18 protein-coding genes are annotated in these 14,284 nt (G+C 67.7%); 13 read left to right on the forward strand and 5 right to left on the reverse strand.

Going from position 1 to position 14,284, the window contains the following annotated elements:
* The first annotated feature begins 71 nt into the window (after positions 1-71).
* Together moaA and B146_RS0110285 are read left to right on the forward strand one after the other, a co-directional pair.
* Entirely contained in the window at positions 72-1,106 is a 1,035-nt protein-coding gene (gene moaA, locus B146_RS0110280) for a GTP 3',8-cyclase MoaA (protein WP_019996351.1), read from the forward strand.
* A gap of 78 nt (positions 1,107-1,184) precedes the next feature.
* Positions 1,185-1,427: a YMGG-like glycine zipper-containing protein gene (locus tag B146_RS0110285; RefSeq protein WP_019996352.1), complete on the forward strand. Its 243-nt coding sequence runs from the start codon at positions 1,185-1,187 to the stop codon at positions 1,425-1,427.
* Between the two features lie 140 nt (positions 1,428-1,567).
* Here the strand turns inward: B146_RS0110285 and B146_RS0110290 are convergent, their stop codons facing one another.
* Positions 1,568-1,870 (reverse strand): hypothetical protein, encoded by a 303-nt coding sequence (locus B146_RS0110290; RefSeq protein ID WP_019996353.1) that lies wholly within the window; start codon positions 1,868-1,870, stop codon positions 1,568-1,570.
* Positions 1,871-2,147: 277 nt separating this feature from the next.
* On the opposite strand from B146_RS0110290, the gene B146_RS0110295 reads away from it, so the two are divergent.
* The 6 genes from B146_RS0110295 to B146_RS0110320 all read left to right on the forward strand — a co-directional run bounded on the left by B146_RS0110295 (position 2,148) and on the right by B146_RS0110320 (position 7,271).
* Positions 2,148-3,050, forward strand: a complete 903-nt coding sequence (locus B146_RS0110295; RefSeq protein WP_019996354.1) for a DMT family transporter — start codon at positions 2,148-2,150, stop codon at positions 3,048-3,050.
* Positions 3,047-3,667 carry a molybdenum cofactor guanylyltransferase gene (gene mobA, locus B146_RS0110300; RefSeq protein ID WP_019996355.1) on the forward strand — a complete coding sequence of 207 codons (621 nt, stop codon included), beginning with the start codon at positions 3,047-3,049 and terminating at the stop codon, positions 3,665-3,667. The genes B146_RS0110295 and mobA overlap by 4 nt, the downstream gene beginning before the upstream one ends.
* A 106-nt stretch (positions 3,668-3,773) precedes the next feature.
* Complete coding sequence (locus B146_RS0110305; RefSeq protein WP_019996356.1) at positions 3,774-4,571, forward strand: ABC transporter substrate-binding protein; 798 nt, start codon at positions 3,774-3,776, stop codon at positions 4,569-4,571.
* A 256-nt stretch (positions 4,572-4,827) separates the two neighbouring features.
* Positions 4,828-5,538: an ABC transporter permease gene (locus B146_RS0110310; RefSeq protein ID WP_026358505.1), complete on the forward strand. Its 711-nt coding sequence runs from the start codon at positions 4,828-4,830 to the stop codon at positions 5,536-5,538.
* Positions 5,535-6,323, forward strand: a complete 789-nt coding sequence (locus tag B146_RS0110315; protein WP_019996358.1) for an ABC transporter permease — start codon at positions 5,535-5,537, stop codon at positions 6,321-6,323. The genes B146_RS0110310 and B146_RS0110315 overlap by 4 nt, the downstream gene beginning before the upstream one ends.
* A gap of 78 nt (positions 6,324-6,401) precedes the next feature.
* Positions 6,402-7,271 (forward strand): NAD(P)-dependent oxidoreductase, encoded by an 870-nt coding sequence (locus tag B146_RS0110320; RefSeq protein WP_026358507.1) that lies wholly within the window; start codon positions 6,402-6,404, stop codon positions 7,269-7,271.
* A 74-nt stretch (positions 7,272-7,345) separates the two neighbouring features.
* Here B146_RS0110320 and B146_RS0110325 read toward each other — a convergent pair whose 3' ends face one another.
* Both B146_RS0110325 and B146_RS0110330 read right to left on the reverse strand, forming a co-directional pair.
* The gene (locus tag B146_RS0110325) at positions 7,346-7,834 is read right to left on the reverse strand and encodes an Lrp/AsnC family transcriptional regulator (protein ID WP_019996360.1); all 489 of its coding nucleotides are present in this window, start codon (positions 7,832-7,834) and stop codon (positions 7,346-7,348) included.
* A 56-nt stretch (positions 7,835-7,890) separates the two neighbouring features.
* On the reverse strand, positions 7,891-8,592 hold the full coding sequence (locus B146_RS0110330) for a uracil-DNA glycosylase family protein (RefSeq protein ID WP_019996361.1): 702 nt from the start codon (positions 8,590-8,592) through the stop codon (positions 7,891-7,893).
* Positions 8,593-8,673: 81 nt separating this feature from the next.
* On the opposite strand from B146_RS0110330, the gene B146_RS0110335 reads away from it, so the two are divergent.
* Genes B146_RS0110335 through B146_RS0110345 form a run of 3 tightly spaced genes read left to right on the forward strand, consistent with a single transcriptional unit; the run spans position 8,674 to position 11,118 of the window.
* Positions 8,674-10,179, forward strand: coding sequence for a sensor histidine kinase (locus tag B146_RS0110335; RefSeq protein WP_026358509.1), 1,506 nt, complete (start codon positions 8,674-8,676; stop codon positions 10,177-10,179).
* A gap of 47 nt (positions 10,180-10,226) precedes the next feature.
* Positions 10,227-10,421, forward strand: coding sequence for a DUF1289 domain-containing protein (locus tag B146_RS0110340; protein WP_019996363.1), 195 nt, complete (start codon positions 10,227-10,229; stop codon positions 10,419-10,421).
* Position 10,422: 1 nt separating this feature from the next.
* Entirely contained in the window at positions 10,423-11,118 is a 696-nt protein-coding gene (locus B146_RS0110345) for a retropepsin-like aspartic protease family protein (protein WP_019996364.1), read from the forward strand.
* 12 nt (positions 11,119-11,130) lie between these two features.
* On the opposite strand, the gene B146_RS29000 is transcribed toward B146_RS0110345, so the two are convergent.
* Positions 11,131-11,283 (reverse strand): hypothetical protein, encoded by a 153-nt coding sequence (locus B146_RS29000; RefSeq protein ID WP_019996365.1) that lies wholly within the window; start codon positions 11,281-11,283, stop codon positions 11,131-11,133.
* Positions 11,284-11,326: 43 nt separating this feature from the next.
* Positions 11,327-12,346, reverse strand: coding sequence for a tRNA dihydrouridine(20/20a) synthase DusA (gene dusA / locus B146_RS0110355; protein WP_019996366.1), 1,020 nt, complete (start codon positions 12,344-12,346; stop codon positions 11,327-11,329).
* Positions 12,347-12,593: 247 nt separating this feature from the next.
* On the opposite strand from dusA, the gene B146_RS0110360 reads away from it, so the two are divergent.
* Both B146_RS0110360 and B146_RS0110365 read left to right on the forward strand, forming a co-directional pair.
* Complete coding sequence (locus B146_RS0110360; protein ID WP_192843328.1) at positions 12,594-12,932, forward strand: acyl carrier protein; 339 nt, start codon at positions 12,594-12,596, stop codon at positions 12,930-12,932.
* Between the two features lie 134 nt (positions 12,933-13,066).
* Positions 13,067-14,260, forward strand: a complete 1,194-nt coding sequence (locus B146_RS0110365) for a beta-ketoacyl-ACP synthase (RefSeq protein WP_019996368.1) — start codon at positions 13,067-13,069, stop codon at positions 14,258-14,260.
* Positions 14,261-14,284 lie beyond the last annotated feature (24 nt).

Here is a 14,284-nt window from a genome sequence, read left to right on the forward strand (position 1 = left end):
TGACCCGCTTGGCAAGCCTTTCCACATTCGAGCCAGACGCAAGGAAAGGACGGCGGCTTCGGCTGCCCATCATGAGCATCATCGCGCCTCTCGCCCCCGCCGTCGGCAAGCCCGCCCTGATCGACCCGTTCCAGCGGGCGATCACCTATCTGAGGGTGTCGGTCACGGATCGCTGCGATTTCCGCTGCACCTATTGCATGGCGGAGGATATGGAGTTCCTGCCCAAGCGCGATCTTCTGACGCTGGAAGAGCTCGACCGCCTGTCCACCGCCTTTATCGAGCGTGGCGTGCGGCGGCTGCGGCTGACGGGGGGCGAGCCCTTGGTGCGGCGCAACGTCATGAGCCTCATCCGCTCGCTGTCGCGCCATCTGAAAAGCGGGCTTCTGGACGAGCTGACGCTGACCACCAACGGATCGCAGCTTCAGCGCTTCGCGGGCGAGCTGGCCGATTGCGGCGTGCGGCGGCTCAACGTGTCGCTCGACACGCTCGACCCCGACAAGTTCCGCTTCATCACGCGGCGGGGCGATCTCCCCGTCGTGCTGGCCGGCATCGAGGCGGCGCTCGCGGCCGGCATCAAGGTCAAGCTCAACGCGGTGGCGCTCAAGAACTTCAACGAGGGCGAACTGGCCTTCATGATGGCCTGGGCGCACGAGCGGGGCATGGACATGACGGTCATCGAGACCATGCCGCTCGGCGAGATCGATGAAGACCGCACCGACCGCTATCTGCCGCTCGATCTCGTGCGGAGCCGCCTCGCCGAGCGCTTCACCTTGCGCGACATTCCCTACAAGACCGGCGGCCCGGCGCGCTATGTCGAGGTGGCCGAAACCGGCGGACGGCTCGGTTTCATCACGCCGATGACGCACAATTTCTGCGAAAGCTGCAACCGGGTGCGCGTCACCTGCACGGGCACGCTCTTCATGTGCCTCGGTCAGGAGGACGCGGCGGACCTTCGCGGCGCCATGCGCCGGTCGGAAGGCGACGAGGCGCTGCATCAGGCGATCGACGAGGCGATCGGGCGCAAGCCCAAGGGCCACGATTTCGTCATCGACCGGGCGACCAAGCGCCCCGCCGTTTCGCGTCACATGAGCGTGACCGGCGGCTGAGAGATTTCGGGCTGCGGAACTCTCCGGGCGCATCGGCGTTTGATCGAAACGTTAACGCCAGCGTTCGGAAGGCCGTCCATGAAACCTCTCGTTAAATCCTCCATCGCCCTCGGCGCGATCATGATGCTCGCCGCAGGTTGCACCACGACCGAACGCACGATCGGCGGCGCGGCGATCGGCGGCGTCGGTGGCGCGGCTGTCGGCAACGCGATCGGCGGTTCGGGTGGAGCGATCATCGGCGGCGTCGCGGGCGGCACCGCGGGCGCGCTCATCGGTCGCGAGTCCGGCCGTCGCGCGAACGGGCCTTACTACCGTTACTGACGATCGCTCTTCCCGCACGGGAAGCGAAAACCCCCGCGTCCGGGTACCCCTTCCCGGACGCGGGGGTTTTCGTATGCTCGGGTGAGATTGAGCCGAGCATGACGGCCGGCGGCGCTTCCCGCTGGGGAAGCGCTGAAGGCTTAGTTGCGGTCTTCGTGATAGGCGCGGGAGGCCGATGTCGCCGAGATGGCGTAGGCGCCACCTGAAAGCGTCGTCGGCGAGGCGGCCGCGAAGGGGAGCGGCAGCGCGCTGGCCACCATGGCGCTCGCGGCAGCGATCTCGGACGGGCCGACGGGCGTCGCGGCGGACGCATCCAGGGGCGCGCCTGGGCCCTGCGTGTTTGCGGTCGGCGCGTTTGCGTAGGGCGAGTTCCAGTTCGCGCGCCACTGCGCCAGGCGCTGGCTGCGCTGAAGGTCTTCCGTCTGTGCCAATCGATCGATCATGGCGGGTGTCCCGGTGAGGTTGGCGGTGTCTGTCCGTCAAACGGCTCGGCAAGAGGCCGGTTGCCGCCAACGCCCTCACCTTAGCGCGAGCCGCTTGCCGATCCCTTTGCCCAATCGTTCGGATTTGATGGATCGTGCCGAAACGCACGTGGGAAAACGATCATCGCTGGCCAGCCGCGCCGCCCGGCCCTAGAAGAGAATGGAGCCTCGGGCGTGCGTCGCCCGAGACCTCGTCCCACCCTTTGAGCCCCCAGAACCGAGCCGAAGCGGAACTCGCATGTCGTTCACAGGCGCCCTCCTGGCCGGAGAGAACGCTCGCGCAAGCCTTCTGATGACTGGCGCGATGGCCTGCTTCTCCTTGAACGACCTCATGGTGAAGCTTCTCTCGGCCTCCATGGAAGCGCCGCAGATCATGGCGCTACGGGGTCTTCTGGTGTCGAGCCTTCTGATCGCGCTCTCGCTGCAACGCGGCGCGCTGCGCTCGCTCGGCGCCTTGCGCCACCGCACCGTTTTCCTGCGCACGATGGCCGACATCCTGACCACCGTTTCCTACATCTCGGCGCTCAAGCATCTGCCGCTCGGCAACGCCTCTGCGGTCTTTCAGGCCTTGCCCTTCACGATCACGATCGGCGCCGCCTTGTTTCTGGGCGAGAAGGTCGGCTGGCGGCGCTGGGCCGCGATCGCCGTGGGTTTCGTCGGCGTGCTCGTCATCCTTCGCCCGACGGGCGACGGGTTCAACACCTATGCGCTCTGGGTGCTCGTGTCGGTGGTCTTCGCCGCGATGCGCGATCTCGTCACGCGGCGCATGCCGACCACCATCTCGTCGCTCCAGGTGGCGACCGTCACCTCGATCGCCGTCGCGCTCACCGGCTTCGCCATGCTCCCCGCGGTCGGCTGGGCGCCGGTGACGGCCCTCAACTGGCTGACGCTCCTGTTCGCCGCCTTCGCCATCGGAAGCGGCTATATCCTGATCGTCGCCTCCATGCGGGTGGGCGACATGAGCTTCGTCGCGCCCTTCCGCTACACGATCCTCCTTTTCGCCATGCTGCTCGGCGCCCTGGTCTTCGGCGAGCGGCCGGATGCGTTCGAACTTCTCGGCTCGGCGATCGTGGTCGCGAGCGGCGCCTATACGATTCACCGCGAGGGCCTGAACCGGCGCTCGCGCAAGGGAACCGCGTGAGAACCTTCGGCGCGCTTCTGGCGGGCGGCGCGGCCTCGCGCCTCGGCGGCGTCGCCAAGCCGCTCCTCCTGATCGGCGGCCGGACGATGGCCGAGCGGGCGCTTCAGCCATTGCGCGATCGGACGGAGCGTCTTTTCGTCTCGACCGACCGGCCCGCCCTGTTCGAACCGCTCGGCCTTCTCGCGGTGGAGGACGGGCGACCGGAACGGCTCGGCCCATTGGCGGGTCTTGCCGCCCTTCACCGCGCTATCCGGCGCGAAACCGAAGACCCCTTCCGGCTGCTCGTGGTGCCCGGCGACACGCCCTTTCTGCCGGATGATCTCGGCGCCCGGCTCCTCACCGGCGCCGCGCCGGGCCATGTGCGCATCGCCGCCTCTCGCGGCCGATGGCAGCCGACGATCGCGCTCTGGCCGGGGGAGGCCCTGGCAGGCCTCGGCGCATGGCTCGACGCCGAACCGGCGGACCGCTCGCTTCGCGGCTGGATCGAACGGCATCCTCACGAGACGGTGGAGTTCCCCCCCGCCCCGGGCGCGCCGGACGGCGATCCCTTCTTCAACGTCAACACGCCGGATGATCTGGCCCGCGCCCGTGCGGCGGTCGACGCGGTGGAAAGCTGAGGGCAGTCGTCCGCAAGGCTTGCCAATCCCGCGACCTGCCCATTATTGCTTGCTGAATGGGCATGCCCGTTTGTCGGGCTGCCTCGCATCTGCGAGAAGGTTGACCATGCGATCCATCAAGACGGTTCTCTTCGCCCTGTCCGCGCTGGCGGCCACCTCCTCCCTCGTCGCGGCGCAGGACGGCGACGCCAACAAGACCTGGACGGAGGTCCGCATCGGATCGGAAGGCGCCTATCCGCCCTTCAACGTTCTCGATTCCTCGGGCAAGCTCAGCGGCTTCGACATCGACATCGCCAACGCGCTCTGCGACGAGATGAAGGTGAAATGCACCTTCGTCACGCAGGATTGGGACGGCATGATCCCGGCCCTCCAGAACGACCGGTTCGACGCGGTGATCGCCTCCATGTCGATCACGCCCGAGCGCGAGAAGCAGGTCCTCTTCACCAACAAATACTACAACACGCCCGGCGCCATCGCCGTGCCAAAGGACTCGACCATCCCCGACACGTCGGATGCCTCCTTCAAGGGCAAGACGGTCGGCGTTCAGGGCTCGACCACCCACTCCCAGGCCGTCGAGAAGTTCCTGCCCGACGCCGACGTGCGCGTTTATCCAACCGCCGAGGAATACAAGCTCGACATCGAGAACGGCCGTCTCGACGCGGTCAGCGACGATGTCGTGGTTCTCTCGCAGTGGGTCGAAAGCCCCGAAGGCGCCTGCTGCAAGGTCCTCGGCTCGCTGCCGGCCGATGAGAGCATCTACGGCCGTGGCGCCGGCATCGCGCTGCGCAAGGGCGACACCAAGCTGAAGAAGATGTTCGACGACGCGATCGTCGCCATCCGCGCCAATGGCACCTACAAGCAAATCCAGGACAAGTATTTCAAGTTCGACGTCTACGGAAAATAAGCGTCCCGCCATCGGGGGAGGCCGGCCCGCCCGGCCTTCCCCTCGCCGCCTTCCGTTCGCGGGCTTCCCCTGGCGGGTTCCCCCATGTGACCCGGCGCCGGTGCCCCAGGGCTTTTGCCAAGGGCTCGCCCGCTCGAGGCTCCCCCGCCTTTCGCAGACGGGCGAGAGGTGTTACCAGCAGCGCTCCATTTCCGAAGGCCCGGGACCCGATGACATCAGTCCGCCCAGGCGTATGTCACCCTGACCGGTGCCCCTTGTGACCGATTATCTCACCCTTCTTTCCTACGGTGCCGACGGCTGGGGCGACGAGCTTCTGTCCGGCCTTGCCGTGACCTTCTCGCTGGCGCTCGCCACGCTGCCGCTCGGCCTGATCCTCGGCCTCGGCCTCGCGCTCGCCAAGCGCAGCGCCGATCCGGCTCTCGCCTTGTCGGCCAATATCTACACGACGCTGTTTCGCGGCCTGCCCGAGCTCCTGACGCTCTTTCTCGTCTACTACGGCGGGCAGAACCTCCTGAATTCGGTGAGCGGTGCGCTCGGCTTCGGCAATCTGGAGATTTCCAGCTTTCTCGCCGGCATGATCGCGCTCGGCTTCGTGTTCGCGGCCTATTCCAGCGAAGTTTTCCTTTCGGCCTTTCAGGCGATCCCCGCCGGACAATGGGAAGGCGGGCGCGCGCTCGGCCTTCGCGAGCGGCGCATCTTCCGGCTGGTGGTGTTTCCGCAGCTCCTGCGCATCAGCCTGCCGGGCCTGTCCAATGTCTGGCTCAATCTCCTGAAGGACACCTCGCTCGTGTCCGTGGTCGGGCTCGCCGACATCATGCGCCAGACGGGCGTGGCCGCGCGGGTCACGCGCGACGCCTTCTTCTTCTTCGGATTGGCCTGCGTCCTTTATCTCCTTCTGACCTTCGTTTCCTCGCTGGCGCTCGGCTGGCTGGAGCGCTGGACCCGGCGTGGGGAGGCGGCGCGATGACCTTGGCGCGTTTCGTCTCCTGCTCGAGCTGGCTCGGCCTTCTGACGCTTCTCGTCTGGCTCGGCGGCGGCATCGGCCTCGCGCTCTACCTCGTCGCCGTCTGGGACCCCGAGCTCGTGGCGCGCTACGGCCCGCTCTATCTTCAGGGCCTGCGCACGACGCTGATCCTCGTGTCGCTGTCCTTTCTCTGCGGCATGGCGCTGTCCGTGCCGATCGCCGCCGGCCGCCTGTCGAAGAACCGCGTCGCACGCGGGGTCAGCTCGGCCTATGTCGGCTTCTTTCGCGGCACGCCGCTGATCGCCCAGCTCTTCCTGATCTATTACGGCTTCGGCACCTTCCGCCCGGCCTTCGAGGCGGTCGGCCTCTGGTGGTTCTTCCGCGAAGCCTGGTATTGCGGGGTTCTGGCGCTGGCGCTCAACACGGCGGCCTATCAGAGCGAGATCCTGCGCGGGGCGATCCTCAGCATTCCCAAGGGCCAGTGGGAGGGCGCGCGCTCGCTCGCCCTGCCCCGCTCGGTCACGCTGCGCCGGATCATCGCGCCGCAGGCCCTCATGGTGGCGCTGCGCCCCTATGCCAACGAGCTGATCCTTCTGGTGAAGGCCTCCGCCATCGTCGCCATCATCACCGTGTTCGATCTCTTCGGCGAAACGCGCCGCGCCTTCTCGCGCACCTTCGACTTCCAGACCTATATCTGGGCGGCCTTGTTCTATCTCGTCATCGTCGAGATCGTGCGCAATCTCACCGCCCGCGCCGAAAAGCGCCTGACGCGCCACCTTCAGCGCTAGAGCCTGTCTCCCCTGCAGCCTCGCGGGAAAGCTGCTATGTCGCTTCGCGTGATCCAAGCGGAGGCGAAAGGAAGCGGCATGGCGAAGACGGCTTTCATCGGACTGGGCGTCATGGGCTTTCCCATGGCCGGCCATCTCAAGGCCAAGGGCGGCCACGAGGTCGCGGTGTTCAACCGCACGGGCGCGAAGGCCGAGCGCTGGGCGAGCGAGCATGGCGGAACCGCCCATGCCACCCCACGCGAAGCGGCCGAGGGCGCGGATTTCGTCTTCGTCTGCGTCGGCAATGACGACGACGTGCGTTCGGTCGTTCTCGGCGAGACCGGCGCGCTCGCTGGCATGAAGCCGGGCGCGGTTCTCGTCGACCACACGACGGCCTCGGCGGAGCTCGCCCGCGAGCTCGACGCGGCGGCGCGCGAACGGGGCCTGCGCTTTCTCGACGCGCCTGTTTCGGGCGGTCAGGCCGGGGCCGAGAACGGCGTTCTCACCGTCATGGTCGGCGGCGAGGCGGAGACCTTCGAGGCGGCGCGGCCGGTGATCCAGTCCTATGCGCGCATGGTCGGACTGATGGGACCGGCCGGGTCCGGCCAGCTCGCCAAGATGATGAACCAGATCTGCATCGCCGGGCTCGTGGAAGGGCTCTCCGAAGCGGTGCATTTCGGCCAGAAGGCCGGGCTCGACATCGCCACCGTGATCGACGTCATCTCCAAGGGCGCGGCCGGGTCCTGGCAGATGGAAAACCGTCACAAGACCATGGCGGCCGGCCAGTACGAGTTCGGCTTCGCGGTGGAATGGATGCGCAAGGACCTCGGCATCTGCCTGAGCGAGGCGCGCCGCAACGGCGCGTCCCTGCCCGTCACGGCGCTGGTGGACCAGTTCTATGCCGAGGTCGAGAGCCTCGGCGGCAAGCGCTGGGACACGTCCTCGCTTCTCGCCCGCCTCAATCGCTGATGACGCATGGCTGATGACCGGCGGGGGTCTTGAAAGCGTCCCTCCGGCGCCGCATCGGGCGCCGGAGAACGCTTTCAGGAGGGCTCCCGCTGCTCCTTTTCCAGGATCATGTAATCGAGTGGCAGCTCGGTCGTGGTCTTGATCCGCTCCATGGCGAAGGCGGAGGACACGTCGCGAATGTCGATGCGCGAGATCAGCCGCTTGTAGAACGCGTCATAGGCGGCGATGTCGGGCACGACGACGCGCAGGAGATAGTCCACGTCGCCGCTCATCCGGTAGAAGTCGACGACTTCGGGAAACTCGTTCACCACTTCCGAAAAGCGCTTCAGCCATTCGGCCGAATGCGAATGGGTGCGGATCGAGACGAAGACGGTGACGCGCGTGTTCACCTTGTCGGGGTCGAGAATGGCGACGCGCCGGCGGATGACGCCCTCTTCCTCCAGCTTCTGGATGCGGCGCCAGCAGGGCGTGGTGGACAGGCCGACCCGCTTGGCGATGTCGGCCACCGCCAGCGTCGCATCCTCCTGAAGCAGTCTCAGGATCTTCTTGTCCAAACGGTCCATCGCCGCGCCCCACTCCTGGTACAAAGGCTGTTTGTACAACAGGCGCGGCCCCGCTGTCAGACCAGCGCCGCGATCCGCTGGCGAAGTTCGGGCAAAATCGTCTCCTCGAACCAGGGATTGCGCGAAATCCATCCGCTGTTGCGCCAGGACGGGTGAGGAAGCGGCAGGATCGTCGGCCCCTCCCGCGATTCGGACCGGCGCTCCATCCAGAGCTCCAGCGCCTCCGCCACGCTCCGCCCCGCCAGCCCTTGCGGGCCGAGATGCCAGCTCTGCGCCGCGCGCCCGACCGCCAGAATGAGCGAAAGCTGGGGCATGGCGGCGAAGACCTCCGCGTGCCACAGCCGGCGGCATTCCGGGCGCGGCGGTCGGTCGCCGCCCTTCGGATCGGTGCCGGGAAAGCAGAAGCCCATGGGCACGATCGCAACGCGCCGCGAATCGTAGAACACGTCCTCGCCGACCCCCATCCAGGCTCGCAGCCGCACGCCGGACGGGTCGGTGAAGGGCCGGCCGGATCGATCCGCGAGATTGCCGGGCGCTTGACCCGCAATGCAGATGCGGGCGGTGGGGGAGAGAACGAAGACCGGGTTCGGCTCGCGCTCGAGCGGCGTCCCGAGCGGCGCGTCCCGGCACATGCGGCAGGCTCGGATGCGCGCGCAAAGCTCATCCAGCGAGCGCTCCCGCGCATCGGAAGGCCCGGCGGGTCGGGAGGCGGCGCTCGAGATTTCCGGCGGCGCGGCGGCAAGAAGGCTGTTTGTCACCGCCTCTTAATCCAATTTCTTAAGCTTTTCGCAAGAGCATGGGGCGGTGCCTTTCCGCGCAACGACAGCGTTCTCGAGTTCATGTCCCTTGCGGCCCCTCCTTCCCTGAACGAGAAGCTGCCCCGTCGCGGGCAGGCGTCGCGCCGCGCGGATATGGCCGATACGGTGCGCTCGGCGCGGGACCGGCTCCTGTCGCCCGCCGGCCTGCCGCCGCGCATCGAGCTCGCCCTCCTGCGCCAGCATGTCGCGCATCTCTTTCTCGGCCTGCCGGTCATCGCGACGATCGTGGCGACCGTGGCGATCGCCGTGGGCCTGCGCGAAACGCTGTTCGCCTGGAGCTGGATCGCCGCCAATCTCGTGGCGTCGGGCCTCCTCGTGTTCACCGTTTTGCGCTTCGAAGCGTCGAGCCGGCCGATCTTTCAGGCGCTGGCCTGGAAGCGCCTGTTTCTGGCGGGCCATTTCCTGGCCGGCCTGCCCTTCGCGCTGCTCTGGCTCTGGCCACTCTGCGAGAGCTGCGGCTTCGTGGACACGGATGCCCTACGCTTTGCGGCCTCCATGGGCGCGATCGCGACGATGGCGATCATCGGCGCGGCGCTCGGCGGCGTCGTGGTGGCGAGCTGCCTGCCGCTCGTGGGCGCGCTTCTCTACCGCCTGGCCTCGGGCACGGCCCCGATGGAACAGGCGCTGCACGGGCTTCTGATCGGCGCCGTGCCCTTCTTCACGTTGGTGGCCGAGCGGCTTCGCCGGGGCATGGTCGAGCGCCTGCGCCACAAGGCGGAGAAGGACCAGCTCGTGTCGGAGATCGAGACGGCGCGCATCCAGTCCGACGAGGCGCGCCAGCGCGCCGAGCACGCCAATCTCGCCAAGTCTCAGTTCCTGGCCACGATGAGCCACGAGTTGCGCACGCCGCTGAACGCGATCCTCGGCTTCTCCGAGGTCATCAACAACGAGATCCTCGGGCCGGTCGGCAACGACACCTATCGCGAATATGTGCGCGACATCCACCATTCCGGGCAGCACCTTCTCGACCTCATCAACGAGATCCTCGACCTCTCGCGCGTCGAGGCGGGCCGCTATACGCTCAACGAAGAGCCCATGCTGCTGGCCGACAAGGCCCGCGAGGGCATCGGCTATATCCAGCTCAAAGCCGACACCAAGCGCATCTCGATCGTCTCCGAATTCGAGCCGGACCTGCCGCAGCTCTGGGGCGATCCGCGCTCGCTGCGTCAGGTCGTGCTGAACCTCCTGTCCAACGCCGTGAAGTTCACGCCGGAGGGCGGGCGGATCGTCTGCCGGGTCGGCTGGACGGCGGGCGGCGGGCAATATGTCTCCGTCACCGACAACGGCCCCGGCATTCCCGAAGACGAATTGCCGACCGTCCTCTCCTCGTTCGGCCAGGGCTCGAGCGCCATCAAGTCGGCCGAACAAGGCACGGGTCTCGGCCTGCCGATCGTCCAGGCGCTGATGGCGCTTCACAATGGCCGCTTCGATCTGCGCTCGCGCGTCGGCCAGGGCACCGAGGCCATCGCCATCTTCCCGCATTCGCGCGTTCTGGAAGTCATGCCCGCCATGCAGGACTTCGCCTGACGAAACCTTCATTTGCGAAGCCTTCAGCGCAAACCCATCTTCCGGTCATGCCCACGACGCCTTCCTCCCCCTGCATCAAGATCTGCGTGCTCGACCCCCAAAGCGGCTGGTGCGTCGGCTGCGGGCGAACGCTCGACGAGATCGCCGGCTGGGGCTCGCTCAGCGAGGCCGAGCGGCTGGCCGTGATGGACGGGCTGCCGGCGCGGATGACAAACCTGCCGACTGTCCCGGTGGAGGCCTGACATGCGGGGCCTCGCCGTCCTCGTCGCGCTTCTCGCCGGCGCCGCCCTCTTCGCCCTGTCGCGAAACGGGGCGCCGGACTGGGGCGGCCTCGACGGCGACCGAATGGCGTCGCTCCTTTATCTCGGCGTCTGGGGCATGCTCCTGTCGAGCAGCGTCGTGGTTCTCTTCCGCAACCGCTGGGGCGAGGCGGTGCGCAATCTCCTGATCTGGGGCCTCGCCTTTCTCGTTCTGATCGGCGCCTATGCGTTTCGGGGCGAGTTCGGCACGGTGCGCGACCGGGTTCTGGCAGAACTGTGGCCCGGTTACGCGGTGACGTCGTGCACGGCGGGCGAGGTCCTAGCGGTGCGCGCCGACGACCGGCATTTCCATGTGGACGCCGTCGTTAACGGAACGCCCGTCTCGTTCCTGGTGGACACGGGCGCGAGCGTCGTCGCCATCGACCCGGCCGTGGCGCGCCGCATCGGCGTCGACCCGGACGCCCTCGCCTATTCCAGCCGCATCCAGACGGCCAATGGCGTCGCCCGCGCCGCGCCCGTCACGTTGGACACACTGCGCGTCGGCTCGATCGAGCGACGCAATGTCCGCGCCGTGGTGACGGACGGGCCGGGCATCGGCACCAGTCTTCTCGGCATGAGCTTCCTCGGCTCGCTCGACTCGTTCGAGTTCCGCGGCGATCGTCTCATCCTGCGCGACTGAGGACAGGCGCGATCAGCGCCAGACCATGCCAAGGAACAAGTAGGCGACGATCGAAATATTCCCGATCAGGCCGATGGCGAGCACGGCCCAGATAAAGAACCAGAGCGGAGAGCGCTTGGGCTTCTCGAAGGCGACGGGCGGCGTCGAAGGGCTATCGGTCTTCAAGGCTTGGGTCCTCTTACGGGGCGGTGTGTTTCCGGCCATCGCGTCAGGCCGCCGTTTCTGCGGGCTGGCCGCCAAGATCGACATGACGGAAGGCCTCCAGGATCAGATCGGGCGTCGCGTCGGGGCGAACGGCGCGCTCGGACAGGACCTGCCGCCAGCGGCGCGCGCCGGGCATTCCGCCGAACAGGCCGACCATATGCCGCGTGACCTGCGCGAGGCGACCGCCCCGCGCCATGTGCGCGCCGGCGTAGTCGGCCATCCGCTGCAAGAGAGCCTCGTAATCCACCGCGACGGCCGGCCGGCCATGAAGGCGCGGGCCGACCTCGGCGAGGTCGGACGGATTGCCATAGGCGGCGCGCCCGAGCATGACTCCGTCCAACCCCTTGCGCTCCTCGGCCGCCATGGCGACGCTGGCAAGACCGCCGTTGAGGCCGATGAACATGTCGGGCAGGCGCGCCTTCAGCCGGTGGACGCGGTCATAGTCGAGCGGCGGGATGTCCCGGTTCTCCTTGGGGCTGAGCCCTTGGAGCCAGGCCTTGCGGGCATGAACCCAGATCGCCGAGACGTCGGCCGCCACCGCCTCGTCCGCCAGCGCGTCCAGCGCCGCCTCGGGGTCCTGGTCGTCGACGCCGATGCGGCACTTCACCGTGACCGGGATCGACACCACTGCTCGCATCGCGGCAAGGCACTCGCCGACGAGCTCCGGCTGGCGCATCAGACAGGCGCCGAAGGCCCCCGATTGCACCCGGTCGGAGGGGCAGCCGACATTGAGGTTCACCTCGTCATAGCCGAAGCCTTCGGCGATCCGAGCGGCCTCCGCGAGCTTGGCCGGGTCGGAGCCACCCAGTTGCAGGGCGAGCGGATGCTCGGCGGCATCGAACCCGAGCAGACGCTCGCGATCCCCATGCAGAACCGCGTCGGCCACGATCATCTCGGTGTAGAGCAGCGCATCGGGCGCGAGCTGGCGATGAAAGAAGCGGCAATGACGGTCGGTCCAATCGATCATCGGCGCGACGGCGAAGAGCGGACCGGAAGCGTAATGGGCGGGGCGGGCGGCGGGCATGGTGGTGTTCGGCTCTTGTGGGTCTGGCGCCGCGCTGTCCTTTTTCAAACGCGAACTCTTTTCCGGGCCCCAGAACTGGGACGAACGGTCTTGGCGGCGACCTGTCTTGGCTTTAAATCTATATGCGCGACAAGACACGGTTGCGCTACCCGTTCCAAGGGTTTTGCGGCTGGCCGGGCCGCGCGCCGTCCTCGTGAACGGTGCGTCTTCCCCTGGCCGGCCCGGCGGCGTGCTTTGCAAAATCGCCATGATTGCCTATAGGGTCCCGACTCGACTAGCCAGCGCCTTTGCGAAGGAAACCGACTTGACCTCCACGTTCGACCGGGTTGCCGACATCATCGCCGAAACGAGCGAGATCGATCGGGACAGCATCACGCCCGAAAGCCACACGATCGACGATCTGGGCATCGACTCCCTCGACTTCCTCGACATCGTCTTCGCGATCGACAAGGAATTCGGCATCAAGATCCCGCTCGAGAAGTGGACGCAGCGCGTCAACGAGGGCGAGGCCAACACGGAGGAATACTTCGTGATGAAGAACCTCTGCGCCAAGATCGACGAGCTGCGCGCCGCCAAGGGCGCCTGAGACCCCCTCCTCTTCGGATGCGCCCCCAGGCAGCGCATCCGCGATACGGCCGAGCCTGACCTGTTCGGCGGGCGCGCGGCGTCCGCGCCCCCGATCCGGCGATCCCGCGTCCGGCTCGTTCTGAGAGACGACCCATGACGCAAGCCGCCCGCGACGTTCTGATCACCGGACTGGGACTGGTTTCCTCCCTCGGAGAAGGGGTGGAGGCGCATGTGGCACAGCTCGGCGGCACCTCCGCGCCGCAGCCGACCATCGAGGCCGAGCGCTTCGCCCCCTATTTCCTCCACCCGCTGCCGCAGATCGACTGGAGCCGCCAGATCCCCAAGAAGGGCGATCAGCGGCAGATGGAGACCTGGCAGAAGCTCGGCGTCTATGCCGCCGGCCTCGCGCTGGAGGATGCCGGCATTCCCGCCGACGAAGCCATGCGCGCCGGCATCGACATGATCGTCTCGGCGGGCGGCGGCGAGCGGGACCCGGAGGTCGACGCGCTGATCATGTCGCGCGCGCGTGGCCTTGCCGATCCGCAGCCGCTGATGAACGAGCTTCTGTCGAGCGAGCTTCGCCCGACCCTGTTTCTGGCCCAGCTCTCCAACCTGATGGCCGGCAATATCTCGATCGTCCATAAGGTCACGGGCTCGTCGCGCACCTTCATGGGCGAGGAAAGCGCCGGCCTATCGGCGGTGCAGATCGCGAGCGCCCGCATCCGCTCGGGTCAGAGCCGCATCTGCCTCGTCGGCGGCGCCTTCTCGGCCGAGCGCAAGGATCTCCTGACCAATTACCAGCTCGGCGGCTTCCTCCTGCGCGATCATTGGCTGCCGGTCTCCGCCCGCTCCGGCGAGACCGCGGGCCTTGCGCCCGGCAGCATGGGCGCGTTCCTGATCCTGGAAGACGCCGAACACGCCGCCGCGCGCCATGCGACGGCCTATGCCAGGCTGCGCTTCGTGGCGGGCGATCGCGGCTCGCGCGAGGACGCGCCCTTCCGTCGCCGCCTCGGCCGGCTTCTGGACGAGGCGGGCGCCTCCGACGACGGGCTTCTCGTCCTGTCCGGCGCGGCGGGCCTCGATGGCGCGACGCAGGGCGAAGCCGAGCTTCTGCGCGAGCATTATCCGCAGGCCGCCCACCGCGCCTATGGCACGGCGATCGGCCATGGGTTCGAGGCGCATTTCCCGGCCGGCGTCGCGCTTGCCGCCGCGTTTCTCTCCGCGCGCCGCCTGCCCGCCGAAATGGGCGGCGACGAGCGGCCGGCCGCCTTCGAGCCCAAGCGCGCGCTCGTGACCGGCGTCGGCCATGTGCGCGGCGAAGGCGTCTGCCTGATGGAAGCGGTCTGAGGCGGCCCGGCCGCCGGTTAAGAT

The sequence above is a fragment of the Aureimonas ureilytica DSM 18598 = NBRC 106430 genome (genome assembly GCF_000382705.1).
Lineage (GTDB): Bacteria > Pseudomonadota > Alphaproteobacteria > Rhizobiales > Rhizobiaceae > Aureimonas > Aureimonas ureilytica.

Excerpts from the sequence above, each read along its gene's own strand:
- moaA (WP_019996351.1), top strand. The coding sequence starts at position 72 with ATGAGCATCATCGCGCCTCTCGCCCCCGCCGTCGGCAAGCCCGCCCTG.
- B146_RS0110285 (WP_019996352.1), top strand. The coding sequence starts at position 1,185 with ATGAAACCTCTCGTTAAATCCTCCATCGCCCTCGGCGCGATCATGATG.
- B146_RS0110290 (WP_019996353.1), bottom strand. The coding sequence starts at position 1,870 with ATGATCGATCGATTGGCACAGACGGAAGACCTTCAGCGCAGCCAGCGC.
- B146_RS0110295 (WP_019996354.1), top strand. The coding sequence starts at position 2,148 with ATGTCGTTCACAGGCGCCCTCCTGGCCGGAGAGAACGCTCGCGCAAGC.
- B146_RS0110305 (WP_019996356.1), top strand. The coding sequence starts at position 3,774 with ATGCGATCCATCAAGACGGTTCTCTTCGCCCTGTCCGCGCTGGCGGCC.
- B146_RS0110315 (WP_019996358.1), top strand. The coding sequence starts at position 5,535 with ATGACCTTGGCGCGTTTCGTCTCCTGCTCGAGCTGGCTCGGCCTTCTG.
- B146_RS0110320 (WP_026358507.1), top strand. The coding sequence starts at position 6,402 with ATGGCGAAGACGGCTTTCATCGGACTGGGCGTCATGGGCTTTCCCATG.
- B146_RS0110325 (WP_019996360.1), bottom strand. The coding sequence starts at position 7,834 with ATGGACCGTTTGGACAAGAAGATCCTGAGACTGCTTCAGGAGGATGCG.
- B146_RS0110335 (WP_026358509.1), top strand. The coding sequence starts at position 8,674 with ATGTCCCTTGCGGCCCCTCCTTCCCTGAACGAGAAGCTGCCCCGTCGC.
- B146_RS0110340 (WP_019996363.1), top strand. The coding sequence starts at position 10,227 with ATGCCCACGACGCCTTCCTCCCCCTGCATCAAGATCTGCGTGCTCGAC.
- B146_RS0110345 (WP_019996364.1), top strand. The coding sequence starts at position 10,423 with ATGCGGGGCCTCGCCGTCCTCGTCGCGCTTCTCGCCGGCGCCGCCCTC.
- dusA (WP_019996366.1), bottom strand. The coding sequence starts at position 12,346 with ATGCCCGCCGCCCGCCCCGCCCATTACGCTTCCGGTCCGCTCTTCGCC.
- B146_RS0110360 (WP_192843328.1), top strand. The coding sequence starts at position 12,594 with ATGATTGCCTATAGGGTCCCGACTCGACTAGCCAGCGCCTTTGCGAAG.
- B146_RS0110365 (WP_019996368.1), top strand. The coding sequence starts at position 13,067 with ATGACGCAAGCCGCCCGCGACGTTCTGATCACCGGACTGGGACTGGTT.